The organism is Corynebacterium sp. MSK158 (assembly GCF_030229085.1).
Taxonomy (GTDB): domain Bacteria; phylum Actinomycetota; class Actinomycetes; order Mycobacteriales; family Mycobacteriaceae; genus Corynebacterium.
Genome location: NZ_JASPHJ010000005.1, coordinates 20,452 through 36,649, shown reverse-complemented (window position 1 = coordinate 36,649; position 16,198 = coordinate 20,452). Strand labels below are relative to the sequence as shown.

The window sequence follows — 16,198 nt, the reverse complement described above, 5'->3', positions numbered from 1 at the left end:
AGGCCATTCTTCCCTCCCGTTCCCTGCTAGCGAACGGGGGCGAGGAGCGACACCGAAACGAATGCTTAACGGGTAGGATCACCGGTGAGATATTGGTCTAGAAAGTAAAAGGTACGTGAATGTCTACACAGTCTTTTCTCGAAGTTGAAGCGAAATTCTCCGTAGCCGAGTCCACTCAGCTCCCTGAACTGACCCGCCTCGAGGGAGTTGACCACGTTGCAGACACGCGCCACCACGCGCTTTCTGCCATCTACTACGACACCGAAGACCTCCGCCTGACCCACGCAAAGATCACCCTCCGCCGCCGCACGGGTGGCAATGATGATGGCTGGCATATCAAGATTCCTAGCGAGGCTGGCCGCACTGAAATCCACGCCGAGCTGGGAGAACCTGTAGATGGCCGCTACGAAGTACCTGAGGAGCTTCTCCACCAGGTCCGCTCCATTATCCGCCACCACGAACTCACCCCGATTGCTCAGGTAGACAACAAGCGCACCGAGATGGTCCTAGCGGATGCCGATAATAAACCGGTAGCGGAATTCTGCGATGACCACGTCACCGCCTTTTCCTTCCTTCCAGGTGGCCAGCAGCAGTCGTGGCGCGAGTGGGAAGTAGAGCTCGCCGGTGAGCTTCCTGGCACTGAGGAAGGCACGCAATTCATTCGCCGTGCCACTTCCCTGCTCATCGGTGCCGGTGCGCGCGTTTCTTCCTCCCCATCCAAGCTGAAGTCTGCTTTGGGCGATTCCTACGCCAACGCACCGCTGCCTCCAGCCCTAGTTTCGCCAGACGTGGATCCAGACTCCCCTGCCGCGGCCGTCATCACCGCGCTCCAAGCCAACCGCGACAAGCTAGTTGATTATGACCCTCGCGTGCGCCGCGATGAGTGGGACTCGGTTCACCAGATGCGCGTCGCCACCCGCGAGCTGCGCAGCCACCTGCAGACCTTCCATGGCATCGTTGTCGGCCCAGAAATCGACAAGATCGAAGCCGAGCTCAAGGAGCTTGCCAGCATCTTGGGCGTTGCTCGCGATGCGGAAGTTGTGGAAGAGCGCTGGCAGAAGCTGCTGGAGTCCGAGGATTCTGACACCTTGGATGACTCCACCCGCGAGCACATTGCGCACGATATGGGCAACGCCTACCGCCGCGCGCACCGCCGCGTTATCGCAGCCCTGGATTCCGAGCGTTACCTCGAGCTGCTGGAGTCGCTCGATCGCCTGCTCGCAGACCCGCCAACGGCCGATAAGCAACAGGAGTCCGCCCCGGCAGCAAGCGATGCGGAGCAGACAGAGGAGCAGTCCTCTGCAGAAGATGACGCCGCTACCCCTACCGAATCCAGCGAGGACAGCGCACCTGCTGCAGAAAAGGCCGAAAAGAAGCCAGAGAAAAAGAAGTCCAAGGACAAGTCCGCCGACATGGATACCGTGATGGCGCAGCACCTTGAAAAGGCCTATAACAAGCTGGTCAAGCGCCATAAGAAGGCCGTGGAGAACTGGGATAACCAGGAATTGTCCCTGCACGAGCGCGAGGATTATTTCCACGATATGCGCAAGGCAGCAAAGAAGCTGCGCTATGCAGCTGAAGCAGCTGGTTCTGCTACCAACCTCAAGACCAAGCGTCTCTACAAAGCCTGCAAGCAGATGCAGTCGGTGCTCGGTGACTTCCAGGATTCCGTGACCTCGCGCGATAAGCTGCTCGAGCTGGCAGGGTCCGCTCGCCGCCGTGGGGAAAATACCTTTGGTTACGGCCTGCTTTACCAGCGCGAGCGAACCATTGGCCTAAAAGCTCTTGATGATTACGCCGAGTCTTTCAAAGACATCAAGGCCGCGTTTAAGCCGCTGCGCAAGAAACTAAAGTAGCCGCGCTCCCCGGGTAGGTGCCGGGAAACACGGCTTTAAAAGAGATGGCTGGGAGTTAGTTACTTCCAGCCATCTTCTTCGTCTGCGGCATCTGCCGCATCATTGCGGGCTTGGGCGATTTCGATGGCGTTTTCTGCCTCTTCGCGGGTGTCATACGGGCCCATCCGATTTTCCCAGCCAGAGGTCTTGCCTTGGCTGACTTCCTTAGTGGCGGGATCAAAGAACCACTTCTGGTCTGCATCGCTCATGAAACTATCCTCTCAGTCGTTGCATCAACGGCACCGGCTGACTGCTGCCGCTGATATGGTTTCTGCCCACACTACCTACGCTGTCTCACCGCTGCCCGCTAGAATGTGGGGCAGCACAATTCTTTTATACGAATCCATGTCGTATTCCCCCGCCACCGCGCGAATAGGTGGCGGGCGTTCGTTGCTTAAAACGCGCCACCGCGTGTGTGGGGCAACGAAGACTACTGGTCCCAGAACCTGGAAAAGGAGCTTTAGCACCCATGCCACTGTGGTCAACGCCTGCAGAGCCTGTAGCCGAGCGCGCCGCCCGAGCACATACCGAACTCACGGGCAGCGCTCCAACGCGTACCGCCAGCGCGCCGGCGACGTGGTCCCTTATTGGTGAACATATTGATCACTTCGGCGGCATTGTCGCCATGTGTGTGGGACAGTTGCGCGCTGCAGCGGCAGTCAGCCCGCGCACCGACGGCGTGGTGGCCGTACATTTCCACCCAGCTCAGGGCGAGCCTTCCCATGACTCGATTAGCCTGCAGGCGCTTGCAGAGCTGGCAACGGCGCAACAGCCCACCACGGATGCGGAAGGCCAGCCTGTTATTCCGCCGGCACCACAAGGCGGGTTGGCGGCCCGCGTAGGTGGCATTGTCCACACGATGATTAATCGTCAGTTGCTCTCCCGAGAGACGGCCGGCGCGGATATCACCATCGCCTCCGATATTCCAGAAGGTACGGGTTTGGGCGCGGATGCCGCGGCGGACATCGCGGTGGCGCTAGCGCTCATGGGCGCAGAAGCGGATCTCGATGCACCGTTGAGGGCCCGGGTGGCGGATGTCTGCACCCAGGCCGTTTCTACCTTCGCAGCGCGGCCGCCGCTGCGCGCACGCCACAGCGCAGCGCTGCGCAGCACGGGTGAGGGCGTGTGCATCATGGACTACGCCGATGGTTCTGTCACCCACGCCCCGCACGTGGTGGGCCGCGAGATGTCCGCCTTTGCGGTGGCGGTGCCGGAAGATTTTTCCGCGCAAGAAGAAAAGGCCATCGCCGATATCCGCCAGCGCCAGCGCTTTATCGATGATGCGTGCCACTCCTTTGGCACCGATTCGCTGCGCTTGCTTCCCGACGCCCAACAGCGCGTCCTCGACTGGCTTAAGGCAGTGCACAAGGTCTACGGCGAGGAAGGTCGCCCGAGCATCAGCGCCGCCACGGAGTGGATGGCCTTTTATGAGGAAGAAACTGAGCGCGTAGAAAAGTTTGCGCGCTGCCTGCGCTCGCACCGCGGCGCGGAGCTCTTCCCTATCCTATTGCAGTCGCAGTCTTCCTTGGCAAATATCTACGGCTTGGATTCGGCAGAAAAACTCGCCGAGCTGGTCACGGTTCGCGGTGCCGTTGCGGGTCGCTCGGCGCATGCCGGCACCTCGAACGCGGTCATCGCTTATGTTCCGGCGAAAAGCGCGCACAATTTCGCAGCTGACCTTGCAGAAGATGGACTGCTCGTCGTCGAACTGCAGCCAGGCGAGGCCGCCCGCGGCGAAGACTAGAAGCCCTGCCGGCTAGTCGGCCGGCCACGCAAAAAGAACCTCGCGTGAATCGGTATCCGCCGTCACCAGCGAGACAGTGGTTTCACTTCCGGTTTCCGGTGCGCCCACGGAGTGGGCGAAGACGGGTGGCTCCGGTACGAAAATCCGCGCCTTGTCCCGCTTCGGATCGCCGCGGACCACAGTGGCTGGGAAATTGGTACCGAGCCAAGGTCGCAGCACGGTGGCCTCTGTCAGGTTCAGGCAGGCCTTATCTACTTGGGAGGCGAGCTGCGAGGTCGAACGCATTGCCCCGATGACCTCCGTGGCGCTGCCTGTTACCCACTCGGGAACCTCATAACCGCCGCATAGCGCTAGGCATACTTCCGTGGCGAACCTATCGGAAAGGCGCCGCAGCGGCGCGGTGACGTGGGCATAGTAGCCACCGATACCGGCGTGTACCTGCGCCTCCTGCTCGCCGAGCCAGGCATAGTCGGCTCCGCGCAAAAGGCTCTGGGCTTCGCGCATGACGGCCATGCCGCGCGGGGAATCGGCGTCGACGGTGAGCAGGAATTGGGGAATGGGGGCGTCGCCAAGCGCAAAGCCTAGGGCCTGCACCTCGGCGCGAAATTGGCGCTCGTGCTCCGGCTCGGCCGCGGGCAGGGTGCGCAAGAAGCCCACGCCAGCTTCCTGCATGAGACGCCCAGCGCACATGCCGGCCAACAGGGAAATTTCGGAGTTATAGTCCATAACCTCATAGCGCGGCTCGATGACAAGCTCAAAGGTGCCATCGTCATTTTCCACCACCCGCTGGGAGGGCAGGCGCAAGGAAATGGCCTCGCGGCGCAGGGAGGATTCCTGGCGCAGCCGTCCGACCACTGGCAGCAGTGCAATAGATGGGTGGAGGTTGCCGGCCGCAAGATCCGCATGCGCGCCTTCATAATCCAGGCGGGCCTGGGAGTAAATGAGCGCGCGCTCGACGTGGAAGGACTCCACCTCGCCATTGCCATCCAAGTCAAAGGTCCACAACACGGCCGGCTTATCGGTGCCAGGCAGTAGCGAGGCTCGGTCCTCGGAAAGCTCTGGCGGGTGCAGGCGCGCGGGTTCATCGGGAAGATAGATGGTCTGGCCGCGGCGGAACGACTCGCGCTCCAGCTCGCTGCCGGGCTCGATGAAAGCAGCAACGTCCGCGATGGCATAAAAGACGCGGTATCCGCCCTCGCGTTCTTCGATGTAGACCGCCTGATCCAAGTCCATGGAACCGGCGGGATCCAGGGTCACGAAGGGAATGTCGCGGGCGTCGCGGCGCGAGTCGGCGTATCGGTCCTGCGCGCGGGCGGCCTGGGCGGTGACCTCTGCCGGAAAATCGGTGGCCACCGAAAATTCTGTGGCAATGGCGCGGAAATCGAGCGGGGCGGCGTAGAGCTTCATGCCCACCACCATAAACGTAGTAGGGCGAATGAGTCGGCCTATAAGCCGGATTCTGTCTAACCGCGGCACTCGCCAAGGAGCACCGCGCGGTGAACATCCATCTAGACCAACCGTTGCCAGTTGGTTCCAGCAGCTACCTTCAGGCTCGAGCGAGCAGCCTTAAAACGCCTGATCGGGCCCCGCAACGTGGCGGGGCCGTGATGCCTTGCTCCCGGTGGGGTTTACCCAGCCACCGCCATCACTGACGGTGCTGGTGCGCTCTTAACGCACCGTTTCACCCTTACCTTGTGGCTCCAACTCGGCCGAAACCAAGTGGAGGTACAAGGCGGTCTACTTTCTGTTGCACTTGCCCGCGGGTTTCCCCGGGTTGCCGTTAGCAACCACCGTGCTCTGTGGAGTCCGGACTTTCCTCGGCGCCCACGCGGCAGCACGTGGCTGCCCGTATGAAGCGACGCGATCACCCGGCCGGCTCATTCGCGTTCTTTATTCTAGCGCAGGCCTGCCAGGTGGCCCACATCGTTAAATCCGTGCACCATAGAGCCGCCTTCCCAGAATTCCACCCGCGAAATGGCAGCCAGGTCGAGGAAGAGGTGCCCAAAGGTGGCCGGGCCCGCATCGAGGGCCTGGCGGATGAAGGACTTAATCGGGTTGACGTGGCTGACCACCAGCACGGTCTTTCCTGCGAAGCGCTCTTGGAGCTCCTTGCGGGTGGTGCGCACGCGGCGGTTGACCGCCTGCAGCGATTCACCGCCCGGACAGGCGACGCTCGCATCGTGCAGCCATTCCTCGTGGAGTTCCGGATCGCGCTGGTGGGCCTCGGCTGCGGTCTTGCCTTCCCACGCACCGAAGTCCACCTCGATGAGGCCTTCGACCGTCTCTACCTCGATATCACGGCCATTGGCCACGGCCGCCGCGGTCTCTTGGCAGCGGCGCAGGGGCGAGCAGACGATGGCGTCAAAGTGGGCGTCGGCAAGCGCTTGCGCCGCGGCGAGCGCCTGCTTTTGCCCCAGCTCCGTAAGCCCCGGATTGGCGCGGCCGGAGTACTGCTTGGCAGCCGACATCTCCGTCTGCCCATGGCGCAGCAGGATAAAGCGGGTGGTAGGTCCGCGGTCCCCCAGCCAATCGGTGGGGTGCGGCGCGGTGGTGTCCTGCTCCGCGGCTGGTGCTGGCTCGGAGTCTTCTTCGCCGGCAACGATGCCTTCGGGGTGCCCGGCGGCCGCGGCATCCATGGCGTCATTAGACAGGGCGTCTGCCACCTTGTTTTTGGCGCGCGGCACCCAGTCCAGGCTGAAAGAGGAAAAGCCGTTGATGTATTCGCGGGCGCGCAGAGCCAGCTTCTGCATATCGCGGTGCTTGATTTTCCAGCGACCGTTGATTTGTTCCACCACCAGCTTGGAATCCATGTGGAATTCCACCTCAGTAGCGCCCATCTCGGTGGCAGCTTCGAGCCCGCGCAGCAAGCCGTTGTACTCAGCTACGTTATTGGTGGACTTGGTACCTACCACGTAGACAATCTCGCGCAGGATGCGCTGCCCGCTGCCGTCATAGATAACGGTGCCGGAACCGGCTACTCCGGGGTTGCCGCGGGAGCCGCCATCGGCGTAGATGATGACCTTCATTAGACCAAGCGCACCAGGTAGGAGCCGCAATCGCCGCACTGCGGCAGCTCATCGGCCGGGGCATTGCGCACAGCGTTTTGCTCGGCCGGCGGCAAGACGATGAAGCAGCCGCCGCAGGCGCGGTTGGCCTTGAACTGGGCGGCGCCTACGCCATTTTCCTCGCGCTGGGTATCGTACTCGCTGAGCACTCCGGCGGGCAGTTGATCGCGCAGCTCGCCGATGCGCACGGCCGGGTCTTCTTGATTGGCGGCCGCTTCCTTAGCCGCCTCGGCTGCGCGGCGCAGCTTTTCCAGCTTGCGCTCGGAATCAGAAACGCGCGCGCCGTGGACGTCCAGATTGGAGCGCAGCGCGTGCACCTCGTTATGCGCCTCCTGCAGCTCGCTCATGAGGTCTGCGATGCGGGACTTGGCGGCGTAGAGATCGTGCTCCAAATCCTTGCGGGTTTCTGGGTCCACTGCGGCACCGAGCTGGCGCTTATCATCGCGCTCGCGCTGGCGCAGCTTGCGCTCATCGGCCTGGATGCGCAGGATTTCCGTCTCCATGTCATCGACGGCCATCTGCGCAGAACCGGAGGCATCGAGCAGGCGCTTGTGCTCCTCTTTGGCCTTGTCATACTCGGCTTGTTCCGGGATTTCCTTCTCGGCGCCATGGCCCTGCGAGCGTTCCAGGTTGGCCAGCTCCAGCAGTACCGGCTGTAGTTCTTGCGATAGTTTCACTTATGACTCCTTTGGGTGCGCAGAGATAGTCCACGGGTCGGTGCGCAGGCTAATAATTTCCGTATCCAGTTCTAAAGCATTCTCTACGATATCGCGCGCCTGGGCCGTCCACGGAAATTCGCTGGCCCAGTGGGCGGTATCGATGACGGCTGGGCCGCCGGCGCGCAGGTGCTCATCCACCGGGTGGTGGCGCAGATCCGAGGTGACGTACACGTCCACGCCTAGCTTCGCGGCCGCGGAGAGGAAAGAATCTCCCGAACCGGAAGACACGGCCACCGTGCGCACCTTCTGGTCCGGATCGCCGGCGGCGCGGATACCCCAGGCGGTCTCCGGCAGGGCATTAGCCACCTGCTGGGTGAACTCGCGCAAGGTCATCTCCTGCGGCAGCTCTCCCACACGCCCCAGGCCGAGCGCCTTGTCCAGGTCCTGGTGGCCGGCGGTTTCCGTAATGTCATAGGCCGGCACCTCATAAGGGTGGGCGGTGTGCAGGGCCTTCAGCAAAGAGGAGCGAAGAGCGACCGGGGCGACGAACTCGACGCGGATTTCCTCGCCGCGGTGTAGCGCACCGATCTCACCCTCGGTGGGGTCAGCGCCCTCCTCCGGCTGGAATTGACCCATGCCGGCGATATCGAAGGAGCAGTGGGAGTAGGCGCCGATGTGGCCCGCGCCGGCGTCGAAAAGCGCCTGCTTTACCTCCTCGGCCGCGGCGACCGGCACGTGCACGCCCCACTTATCCACGCCCTGGGGCTCCGGCACGATAGGCCGGCCGGGGTTGATGCCTACCAGCTCCGCGAGCTTGTCGTTGACGCCCGGCCGCGCCTTATCCGCGTTGGTGTGGGCCGCAAAGAGCGCAACGCCATTGCTGACCAGCGTGTGCACTACTTTGCCCTTGGGCGTATCGGCCGCCACGGACTCCACCCCGCGCAGCAGCAACGGGTGGTGGACCACGAGCATGTCCGCGCCGAGCTCCACCGCGCGCTCGGCCACCGCTTGGGTGCAGTCCAAAGCGAAGGCCACCAGCTTTACCTCCGCGGCCGGATCGCCGCAGATAAGCCCCACGGCGTCCCACTTTTCCGCCAGGTGCGGCGGGTAGGCCTCATCGAGTACGCGGCGGACATCGCCCACGCTCACAGCGGACATAGAGGTGCTCCTTTATGCTCGTTTCATGGAATAGTTAGTACTGCTATATCCTATCTTCCGCACCACAGTACTATTCGCGCGAAGGGGTTTTCCGCATGACCGAATCCGATACCCGCTCCGGCCTTTACCTCGTCTTTGTCTGCACCGGAAATATCTGCCGCTCCCCCATGGCAGAAATCATCGTGCGCGATGAAATGGAAAAGGACATGCTAGACCTCGTCGCCACCGTAGATTCCTGCGGTCTGGGCGGCTGGCATGTGGGCCAGGGCGCGGACGAGCGCGCGATTGCCGAGCTGCGCCGCGGCGGCCACGATGGCGGTTCCCACCGCGCGGCCAAGCTAGGCGCCGAGCACATGGACGCTGATCTTTTCATTGCTATGGACAAGGGCCACCGCGAAGCCCTCATTGAGCACGGCATCGACCCCGACAAGATCCGCCTGATGCGCAGCTTCGACCCCAGCTCCCCGGAGGACGCAGACGTGGCAGACCCCTATTACGGTTCCACAGCGGATTTCGAGACCACGCGCAAGAATATCGAGGCCGCCGTGCCTGGCCTGCTGGATTGGATTCGCGCTAACCGCGACTAAACTAGGCCCCATGCTAAAGACGTTCCTTAAGCCGGGTTGGGTTCTACTGCTGCTGTTCGTCGTGGCCTTTTCCTACCTTGCTTTTACCGTCCTTGCCCCGTGGCAGCTGGGCAAAGACGATGACATTGTGGAACGCAACGAGCTCATCACCCACGCCTATGAGGCTGACCCTAAGCCGGTGGAGGAGCTCGTGGATGGCAACGGCGCTATCAAGAACGATGAGTGGTCCCGCGCCACCCTGCACGGCCATTATCTGCCGCAGGATGAGGTGCTGCTGCGCCTGCGCCCGGTCGATTCCGGTCCGTCCTACCAATCCCTGGTGCCCTTCCGCACCGATTCCGGCCTGACCATCCTGGTTAACCGCGGCTGGGTCAAGGCCGGCGAGGCCAACGCCGTGCCGGATATCCCTGATGCTCCCTCGGGCGAGACCACGCTTACCGGCATGATCCGCGCCGACGAGGCCGAGCACCAGTCCGCCCCCATTAAGCAGGAGGGCTACCAGCAGGTCTACTCCATCCATACGGAGCAGATTGCCTCGCTTATCGACGCCCCCTTGGCCCACGACTACATCCAACTCTCCGCCGACCAGCCCGGCGTGCTCAACCCCATGCCCATCCCGCAGCTCGACCGCGGCAACCACCTCTCCTACGGCTACCAGTGGATTGCCTTCGGCATCATGGCCCCGCTGGGCTTGGGCTATTTCGTATGGTCCGAAATCCGTGAGCGCCGCCGCCTGCGCGAGGAGGAAGCAGCCCTCTCCGCCCTCGACGCCGATGCCTCAACTCCATCCGAGCCCGCCGATGCCTCCGGTGCAGGCTCCGCACCGGTAGAAGCCCCGTCCCCCGCGACCTCCCGGCGCGACGCCCACGCGGCCGCTGACGACGCCACCGATACCGCCCCAGCCGTTCCCGCCGCGTCCTCCTCGCATGCCGCCAGCCGCCGCAATCGCTCGCGCTACGGCGACTCCAAGCCGGATCACTACGCCAAGCTGAACAAGCGCCGCCGCGAGCGCTACTAGCCACTCTTTGCCTAGGCCATTGCCTGAACATCCGTTTAGGCCCCGAATCAGCCACGTTAATGCGTTATGCCCTCCCCTCTTGGGGCATAACGTGGCCACAAGTTGACTCTCGAGGCCTTACCCCCCCTCAACTCTGCCAGCCGCCTAAGCCCACCAACGCAAATAATGACCGCCTCTCGGAACCGAATCCGAGAGGCGGTCTGTCTTGTGCGGCCTGAGGGGATCGAACCCCCGACCTATTGGGTGTAAACCAATTGCTCTTCCAGCTGAGCTAAAGCCGCATGCGCTCTTGCGCTGTTAGAAACAGTAGCGCAGGTTGCTAAAACAACACAAATCGGCAGGTAGAGCCCTACTTCTTGGTGTAGCCGCGCTGCACCAAGCACGAGCCTTGCCACTCGCCTAGGCGCTCCGCCTTGGTCTGCACTAGGCCTGCCAGCTGAGCGGACTCAGAGATGAGCCCAGGCTCTACGGTTCCCGGCTTGCCGGCACCTGGGGTAAGCAGCCAGACTGCACCGTTATCGGCCAGCGGGCGGCTCGCGTCCACCAGTCCATCCACAAGGTCGCCGTCTTCTTCGCGCCACCAAAGAAGGACTACATCGCACAGCTCGTCATTTTCTTCTTCCAAGAAGTCATCGCCGAGCACGGCCTCGATCGATTCAGAGATTGCGGTATCGCAATCCTCGTCCCAACCAAGCTCCAGGGCGATTTGCCCTTCCTTGATTCCGAGCTTGACTGCAGCGTCAGCCACTATGCATTTCCTTCCTATTTTAGTGAATGTCTGGTCCGCGTATCGCCCGCATCCTGCGGGTAAATCACGGCTTAATAGAAGCATTTTAACGCCCACCGGCCCCTTTTACCCGCCTAAGGGCCGCAATTCCCCCATTTTGCAGGCCCTGCCGCCAGCGCAGCTGGCTCCACAGAGTTAGCAAACTACCCTCTTTTTCCCCAACAAACTTTGCAAAGGTACTGGTTATGGCGATGTAACGTACCACACGTCCCCTTAAGTCGGACTTCACAACGACTGTGGATCTGTGAGCGCGTATCCTAGTAGGCAAACTGTGCAGACCCTTAAATAGGAGGTTTAAATGGCCGAGAAGGACGCCCACCAGGGCGACTCCAACTTCCCCCTCATCCGCGACGGCGTTGCATCGTATCTTCACGATAATGATCCAGAAGAGACCCGCGAGTGGATGGACTCCCTCGATGGTCTGCTGGACCACTCCGATCCGGAGCGCGCACGCTACTTGATGCTGCGCCTGCTCGAGCGCGCTACCGCGAAGCGCGTTGAGGTGCCGTCGTTGACGTCTACGGACTTCGTCAACACCATCCCCACCACCATGGAGCCGGAGTTCCCAGGTGATGAGGAGCTGGAGAAGCGCTACCGCCGCTGGATCCGCTGGAACGCAGCCATCATGGTGCACCGCGCACAGCGCCCGGGCATTGGCGTGGGCGGCCACATCTCCACCTACGCAGGCGCTGCCCCGCTATACGAGGTCGGCCTGAACCACTTCTTCAAGGGCAAGGACGATCCTTCGGGCGGCGACCAGGTCTTCTTCCAAGGCCACGCTTCCCCCGGAATGTACGCGCGCGCATACATGGAAGGCCGCCTGACCGAAAAGGATCTGGACGGCTTCCGCCAAGAGGTCTCCCGCGGTGAGGGCGAGGGCCTGCCGTCCTACCCGCACCCGCGTCTGATGCCATGGTTCTGGGAATTCCCCACCGTGTCCATGGGCTTGGGCCCGATTAACGCTATCTACCAGGCACGCTTTAATAAGTACCTGGAGACCCGCGGTATCAAGGACACCTCCAAGCAGCACGTATGGGCTTTCTTGGGCGATGGCGAGATGGACGAGCCAGAATCCCGCGGCCTGCTGCAGATCGCATCCCTCTACGAGCTGGATAACCTCACCTTCGTGGTCAACTGCAACCTGCAGCGCCTTGACGGCCCGGTTCGCGGCAATACCCAGATCATTCAGGAGCTGGAGTCCTTCTTCCGCGGCGCTGGCTGGGAGGTCATCAAGGTTATTTGGGGCCGCGGCTGGGATAAGCTGCTGGAAAAGGACACCGAGGGTGCCCTCGTCAACGTCATGAACACCACCTCCGATGGTGACTACCAGACCTTTAAGGCGAATGATGGCGCCTATGTGCGTGAGCACTTCTTCGGCCGCGATGAGCGCACGGCCAAGCTGGTAGAAGACATGTCCGATGATGAGATTTGGGCACTGCGCCGTGGCGGCCACGATTACCGCAAGGTCTACGCTGCCTACGCTCGCGCGCTGGAGAACAAGGGCACCGGCAAGCCAACCGTCATCCTGGCGCACACCATTAAGGGCTACGGCCTGGGCCACAACTTCGAGGGCCGCAACGCTACCCACCAGATGAAGAAGCTGACCCTGGATGACCTGAAGCGCTTCCGCGATAAGCAGGAGATTCCGTTCTCCGATGAGGAGCTGGAGAAGGATCCGTACCTGCCGCCGTACTACCACCCGGGCAAGGATTCCCCGGAGATCAAGTACATGCTGGAGCGTCGTAAAGAGCTCGGTGGCTTCCTACCGGAGCGCCGTGAGGACTTCACCCCGCTCGAGGCACCGGCGCTGGATAAGCTGCGCTCCGTGCGTAAGGGTTCCGGCAAGCAGGAAGTTGCTACCACCATGGCCTTGGTGCGCACCTTTAAGGAGATCATGCGCAACAAGGAGCTAGGCAAGCGCGTTGTGCCGATCATTCCGGACGAGGCCCGCACCTTTGGCATGGACTCCTGGTTCCCCACCATGAAGATCTGGAACCCACGCGGCCAGAACTACGTGCCGGTTGACCATGACTTGATGCTCTCCTACCGCGAGGCTACCGACGGTCAGATCATGCACGAGGGCATTTCTGAGGCCGGCGCCGCTGCCTCCTTCACCGCGGCAGCTACGTCCTACGCCACCCAGGGCGAGGCCATGATTCCGCTGTACATCTTCTACTCGATGTTCGGCTTCCAGCGCACCGGCGATGCCTTCTGGGCGGCTGGTGACCAGATGGGCCGCGGCTTCATTATTGGCGCTACCGCCGGCCGCACCACCCTGACCGGTGAGGGCTTGCAGCACATGGACGGCCACTCCCCTGTCCTGGCCGCTACCAACCCGGCCGTGGTTTCTTATGACCCGGCCTTCGGCTACGAGGTGGCGCACCTGGTCACCCGCGGTATTGAGCGCATGTACGGCAAGGACCATGAGGCCATCATGTACTACCTCACCGTCTACAACGAGCCGGTGCACCAGCCGGCCGAGCCGGAGGACTTGGACGTGGAGGGCCTGCACAAGGGCATCTACCACTACAACACCGCTGAAGGCGGCTCCATCGCTGCCAATATCTTGGCTTCCGGCGTGGGCGTGCACGAGGCGCTGCGCGCGCAGCAGCTGCTTGCCGACGACTTCGATGTCAAGGCCTCCATCTTCTCCGTCACCTCCTGGAACGAGCTGGCCCGCGACGGTGCCCGCCGCAACAAGGAGGCCCTGCGCAAGGGCGAGGAGCCGACCGAGGCATTTGCTACCTCCCAGCTCAAGGGCTATGAAGGTCCGTTCGTTGGCGTCTCTGACTTCACCACCGAGCTGCAGGAGCAGATCCGCCCGTACGTCCCAGGTACCTACATCACCTTGGGTGCGGATGGCTTCGGCTTCTCCGATACTCGCGAAGGCGCACGCCGCTACTTCAACATCGATGCCGAGTCCATCGTCGTCGCCGTACTCGATGGCCTGGCTCGCGAGGGCAAGATTGAGCGCTCCGTTGTGGAGAAGGCAGCCAAGGATCTCAAGCTGGATGATCCGACCGCTACCACCCACATCGAGGACTAATCCCCGCATTGGTGCGGGCTAGATCCGCACCAATGCGTTACAAGTAAGGCGCCGCCGGCTTCCCGCCGCGGCGCCTTTTGCGTGCCTCGAGAGATATTCGCTTGATCTGCCTGCCTATATCGTGTCGAGGACACGGCCGAGGGCCGCGGAGATGGCCTCAGGATCTTCGAGGATGACCATGTGCCCGGAGCCTTCCACCGTCTGCAAACTCGCGGCTGGCCAATTCTCACAGAGCACTTCGGATTGCGAACGTGGGGTGACAATATCGGAGGTTCCCACCACTACCTCACCGTGGAGCTTCGCCAGCCTTTCGGCGGCGTCGTACTCAGCGTGTTCCAGAAGATCGTCGAAGAAGCCGGAGTAGGAGGCCAAGGGGGTATCGAGAAGCATAGCAACGTGGAACTGCAGCTTCTCCATCTGGGGAAAGCCGGCTAGGGTCACGGCGAAAAGCGGCGCGATAAAGCGGGCAACCTCAAAGCGGGCGCTATCGACGCGACCGGGCAGGCGCAGGCACAGGCGGTAGAGCGCGTGCAGGGACTTGGATTGCAAAATCTGGGCCACGCCCTTGGCCGCAAAGCGGCGCATAGAAGTAGAAATCAGCAACGCGCTCTTGATGCGCTCATAAACCTCGGCCGGCGCACGGCGGATGAGATTCAACGCAACCATGCCGCCCAGGGAATGGCCCACGATGACCAAGTTGCCGCGGGGAGCGCGCTCGCGGATGACGGCTAGGACGTCGTCGGCAGCCGCGTCAACGGTGCACTCTTCTGGGTCGACCGTGGAGGACTGCCCATGCCCACGCAGGTCCACCAAGAGTGCGCGGGCATTGCGGCCGCGCAGGTAATTGGCCTGGTCATAATAAGCTTCTGAGGACAGGCAATAGCCGTGAATAAACACCACCGTCACCGGGGCGTCCTGCTGGCCTACTTCATACCAGGCGATGTCTAGGCCATCGTGGTCCACGGTGCCGGACGCGCTAATGTGGGTAAGCCCCGGCTCGGTAGAGGGATCATGCAATCCCCCATAGAGCTTTTCTAGCTCGGCGCGGTGCGAGGGGCGCAGGCGCTTGAGCCAACTACGCGCCACAACGGAAGAACGTTTTCTCAATGCCATAACGGGATCAATACTAGACTGGTGGGCATGGCAAACGACCTCAGTGCCCAATTGCAGGCAAAGTTCAATGCGAGTGCGCCGGACAAGGAGCCGGAGCGAGATACTCTTAGCCAGCTCATCGCACTCATCCACAAGGTCACCGGGACCGAGGAAGACTTGGGCCGCGAGACCCGCCTGAAGGATATCGGCGTGGAGTCGCTCGATCTGGTAGAGCTCACCGTGCGCGCGGAAGATGCCTTCCAGGTGCGTTTTTCTGAGGAGACGATGCTCAACAGCGAAACCATCGGCGATATCGCCGAGTATGTGGAGGATCACCAATGATTTCTTATCTATCCGATATGGACGGCGTGCTCATCAAAGAAGGTGAGATGATCCCTGGCGCGGATAAATTTATCCAGGCACTTAAAGACAATGACATCGAGTACATGGTGCTCACCAATAACTCCATGTCTACCCCGCGGGACCTATCTGCCCGCCTGCGCACTACTGGCCTGGACATTCCCGCTGAGCGTATCTGGACCTCCGCTACCGCTACCGCGAACTTTCTTTCCAGCCAGGTAAGCTCCAGCAAGGCCTACGTGGTGGGCGAATCCGGCCTGACCACCGCCATGCATGAGGCAGGCTGGATCCTCACCAACGATGACCCGGACTTCGTGGTGCTTGGTGAGACCCGCACATACTCCTTTGAGGCGATTACCACCGCCATCAACCTCATCCGCGATGGTGCACGCTTTATTGCCACCAACCCGGATGTCACCGGCCCTGCCCCCACGGGCGTACTTCCGGCTACCGGCGCCGTAGCCGCGCTGATTACCGCCGCCACCAACCGCGAGCCTTATTACGTGGGCAAGCCTAACCCGGTCATGATGCGCTCGGCGCTCAATCATATTGGTGCTCACTCGGAGCACACGGTCATGATTGGTGACCGCATGGATACAGACGTCAAGGCGGGCCTTGAGGCCGGCATGCGCACGGTCCTGGTGCGCTCCGGCATCTCCGATGACCGAGAAATTTCCCGCTACCCGTACCGCCCGTCGGCCGTGCTGAAATCCGTGGCCGAGCTACCAGACAAGATCCTGGATCCCTTCGCCGAAGCGGAATAGTTCTTTCCCAATCGCACCATCCG

At 62.0% G+C, this 16,198-nt stretch carries 14 protein-coding genes, 1 tRNA gene and 1 other RNA gene; 7 read left to right on the top strand and 9 right to left on the bottom strand.

The window, feature by feature from the left end; all coding sequences use genetic code 11:
- The first annotated feature begins 119 nt into the window (after positions 1-119).
- A complete protein-coding gene (locus QP915_RS05385; RefSeq protein WP_284768461.1) occupies positions 120-1,856 on the top strand; it encodes a CYTH and CHAD domain-containing protein in 1,737 nt (578 codons plus the stop codon).
- A gap of 59 nt (positions 1,857-1,915) precedes the next feature.
- Here QP915_RS05385 and QP915_RS05380 read toward each other — a convergent pair whose 3' ends face one another.
- The gene (locus QP915_RS05380) at positions 1,916-2,104 is read right to left on the bottom strand and encodes a hypothetical protein (protein ID WP_284765717.1); all 189 of its coding nucleotides are present in this window, start codon (positions 2,102-2,104) and stop codon (positions 1,916-1,918) included.
- A gap of 260 nt (positions 2,105-2,364) precedes the next feature.
- Between QP915_RS05380 and QP915_RS05375 the strand changes: the two genes are divergently transcribed.
- Positions 2,365-3,639: a galactokinase family protein gene (locus QP915_RS05375; protein WP_284768458.1), complete on the top strand. Its 1,275-nt coding sequence runs from the start codon at positions 2,365-2,367 to the stop codon at positions 3,637-3,639.
- Between the two features lie 12 nt (positions 3,640-3,651).
- On the opposite strand, the gene QP915_RS05370 is transcribed toward QP915_RS05375, so the two are convergent.
- The 5 genes from QP915_RS05370 to QP915_RS05350 all read right to left on the bottom strand — a co-directional run bounded on the left by QP915_RS05370 (position 3,652) and on the right by QP915_RS05350 (position 8,521).
- Complete coding sequence (locus tag QP915_RS05370) at positions 3,652-5,046, bottom strand: RNB domain-containing ribonuclease (RefSeq protein ID WP_284768457.1); 1,395 nt, start codon at positions 5,044-5,046, stop codon at positions 3,652-3,654.
- Positions 5,047-5,071: 25 nt separating this feature from the next.
- Positions 5,072-5,519: RNase P RNA component class A (gene rnpB, locus QP915_RS05365), an RNA gene on the bottom strand.
- A 15-nt stretch (positions 5,520-5,534) separates the two neighbouring features.
- Entirely contained in the window at positions 5,535-6,665 is a 1,131-nt protein-coding gene (locus QP915_RS05360) for a bifunctional RNase H/acid phosphatase (RefSeq protein ID WP_284768454.1), read from the bottom strand.
- Complete coding sequence (locus tag QP915_RS05355) at positions 6,665-7,381, bottom strand: zinc ribbon domain-containing protein (protein ID WP_005324390.1); 717 nt, start codon at positions 7,379-7,381, stop codon at positions 6,665-6,667. Before QP915_RS05355 ends, QP915_RS05360 begins: the two co-directional genes overlap by 1 nt.
- The gene (locus QP915_RS05350; protein ID WP_284768452.1) at positions 7,382-8,521 is read right to left on the bottom strand and encodes a Nif3-like dinuclear metal center hexameric protein; all 1,140 of its coding nucleotides are present in this window, start codon (positions 8,519-8,521) and stop codon (positions 7,382-7,384) included.
- 95 nt (positions 8,522-8,616) lie between these two features.
- Here QP915_RS05350 and QP915_RS05345 point away from each other — a divergent pair, with 95 nt between their 5' ends.
- Positions 8,617-9,108, top strand: coding sequence for a low molecular weight protein-tyrosine-phosphatase (locus tag QP915_RS05345; protein WP_284768450.1), 492 nt, complete (start codon positions 8,617-8,619; stop codon positions 9,106-9,108).
- A gap of 10 nt (positions 9,109-9,118) precedes the next feature.
- Positions 9,119-10,126, top strand: a complete 1,008-nt coding sequence (locus tag QP915_RS05340; protein ID WP_284768449.1) for an SURF1 family cytochrome oxidase biogenesis protein — start codon at positions 9,119-9,121, stop codon at positions 10,124-10,126.
- Positions 10,127-10,334: 208 nt separating this feature from the next.
- Here QP915_RS05340 and QP915_RS05335 read toward each other — a convergent pair.
- Both QP915_RS05335 and QP915_RS05330 read right to left on the bottom strand, forming a co-directional pair.
- Positions 10,335-10,407: transfer RNA gene (locus QP915_RS05335), tRNA-Val, on the bottom strand.
- Positions 10,408-10,475: 68 nt separating this feature from the next.
- Positions 10,476-10,874 (bottom strand): DUF3052 domain-containing protein, encoded by a 399-nt coding sequence (locus tag QP915_RS05330; protein WP_005324380.1) that lies wholly within the window; start codon positions 10,872-10,874, stop codon positions 10,476-10,478.
- A gap of 337 nt (positions 10,875-11,211) precedes the next feature.
- Between QP915_RS05330 and aceE the strand changes: the two genes are divergently transcribed.
- Positions 11,212-13,959 (top strand): pyruvate dehydrogenase (acetyl-transferring), homodimeric type, encoded by a 2,748-nt coding sequence (gene aceE / locus QP915_RS05325; RefSeq protein ID WP_284768448.1) that lies wholly within the window; start codon positions 11,212-11,214, stop codon positions 13,957-13,959.
- A 114-nt stretch (positions 13,960-14,073) separates the two neighbouring features.
- Here aceE and QP915_RS05320 read toward each other — a convergent pair whose 3' ends face one another.
- A complete protein-coding gene (locus QP915_RS05320; RefSeq protein ID WP_284768446.1) occupies positions 14,074-15,072 on the bottom strand; it encodes an alpha/beta fold hydrolase in 999 nt (332 codons plus the stop codon).
- 27 nt (positions 15,073-15,099) lie between these two features.
- Here QP915_RS05320 and QP915_RS05315 point away from each other — a divergent pair, with 27 nt between their 5' ends.
- Both QP915_RS05315 and QP915_RS05310 read left to right on the top strand, forming a co-directional pair.
- Positions 15,100-15,393 carry an acyl carrier protein gene (locus QP915_RS05315; RefSeq protein WP_284768445.1) on the top strand — a complete coding sequence of 98 codons (294 nt, stop codon included), beginning with the start codon at positions 15,100-15,102 and terminating at the stop codon, positions 15,391-15,393.
- A complete protein-coding gene (locus QP915_RS05310) occupies positions 15,390-16,175 on the top strand; it encodes an HAD-IIA family hydrolase (protein WP_284768443.1) in 786 nt (261 codons plus the stop codon). The genes QP915_RS05315 and QP915_RS05310 overlap by 4 nt, the downstream gene beginning before the upstream one ends.
- Positions 16,176-16,198 lie beyond the last annotated feature (23 nt).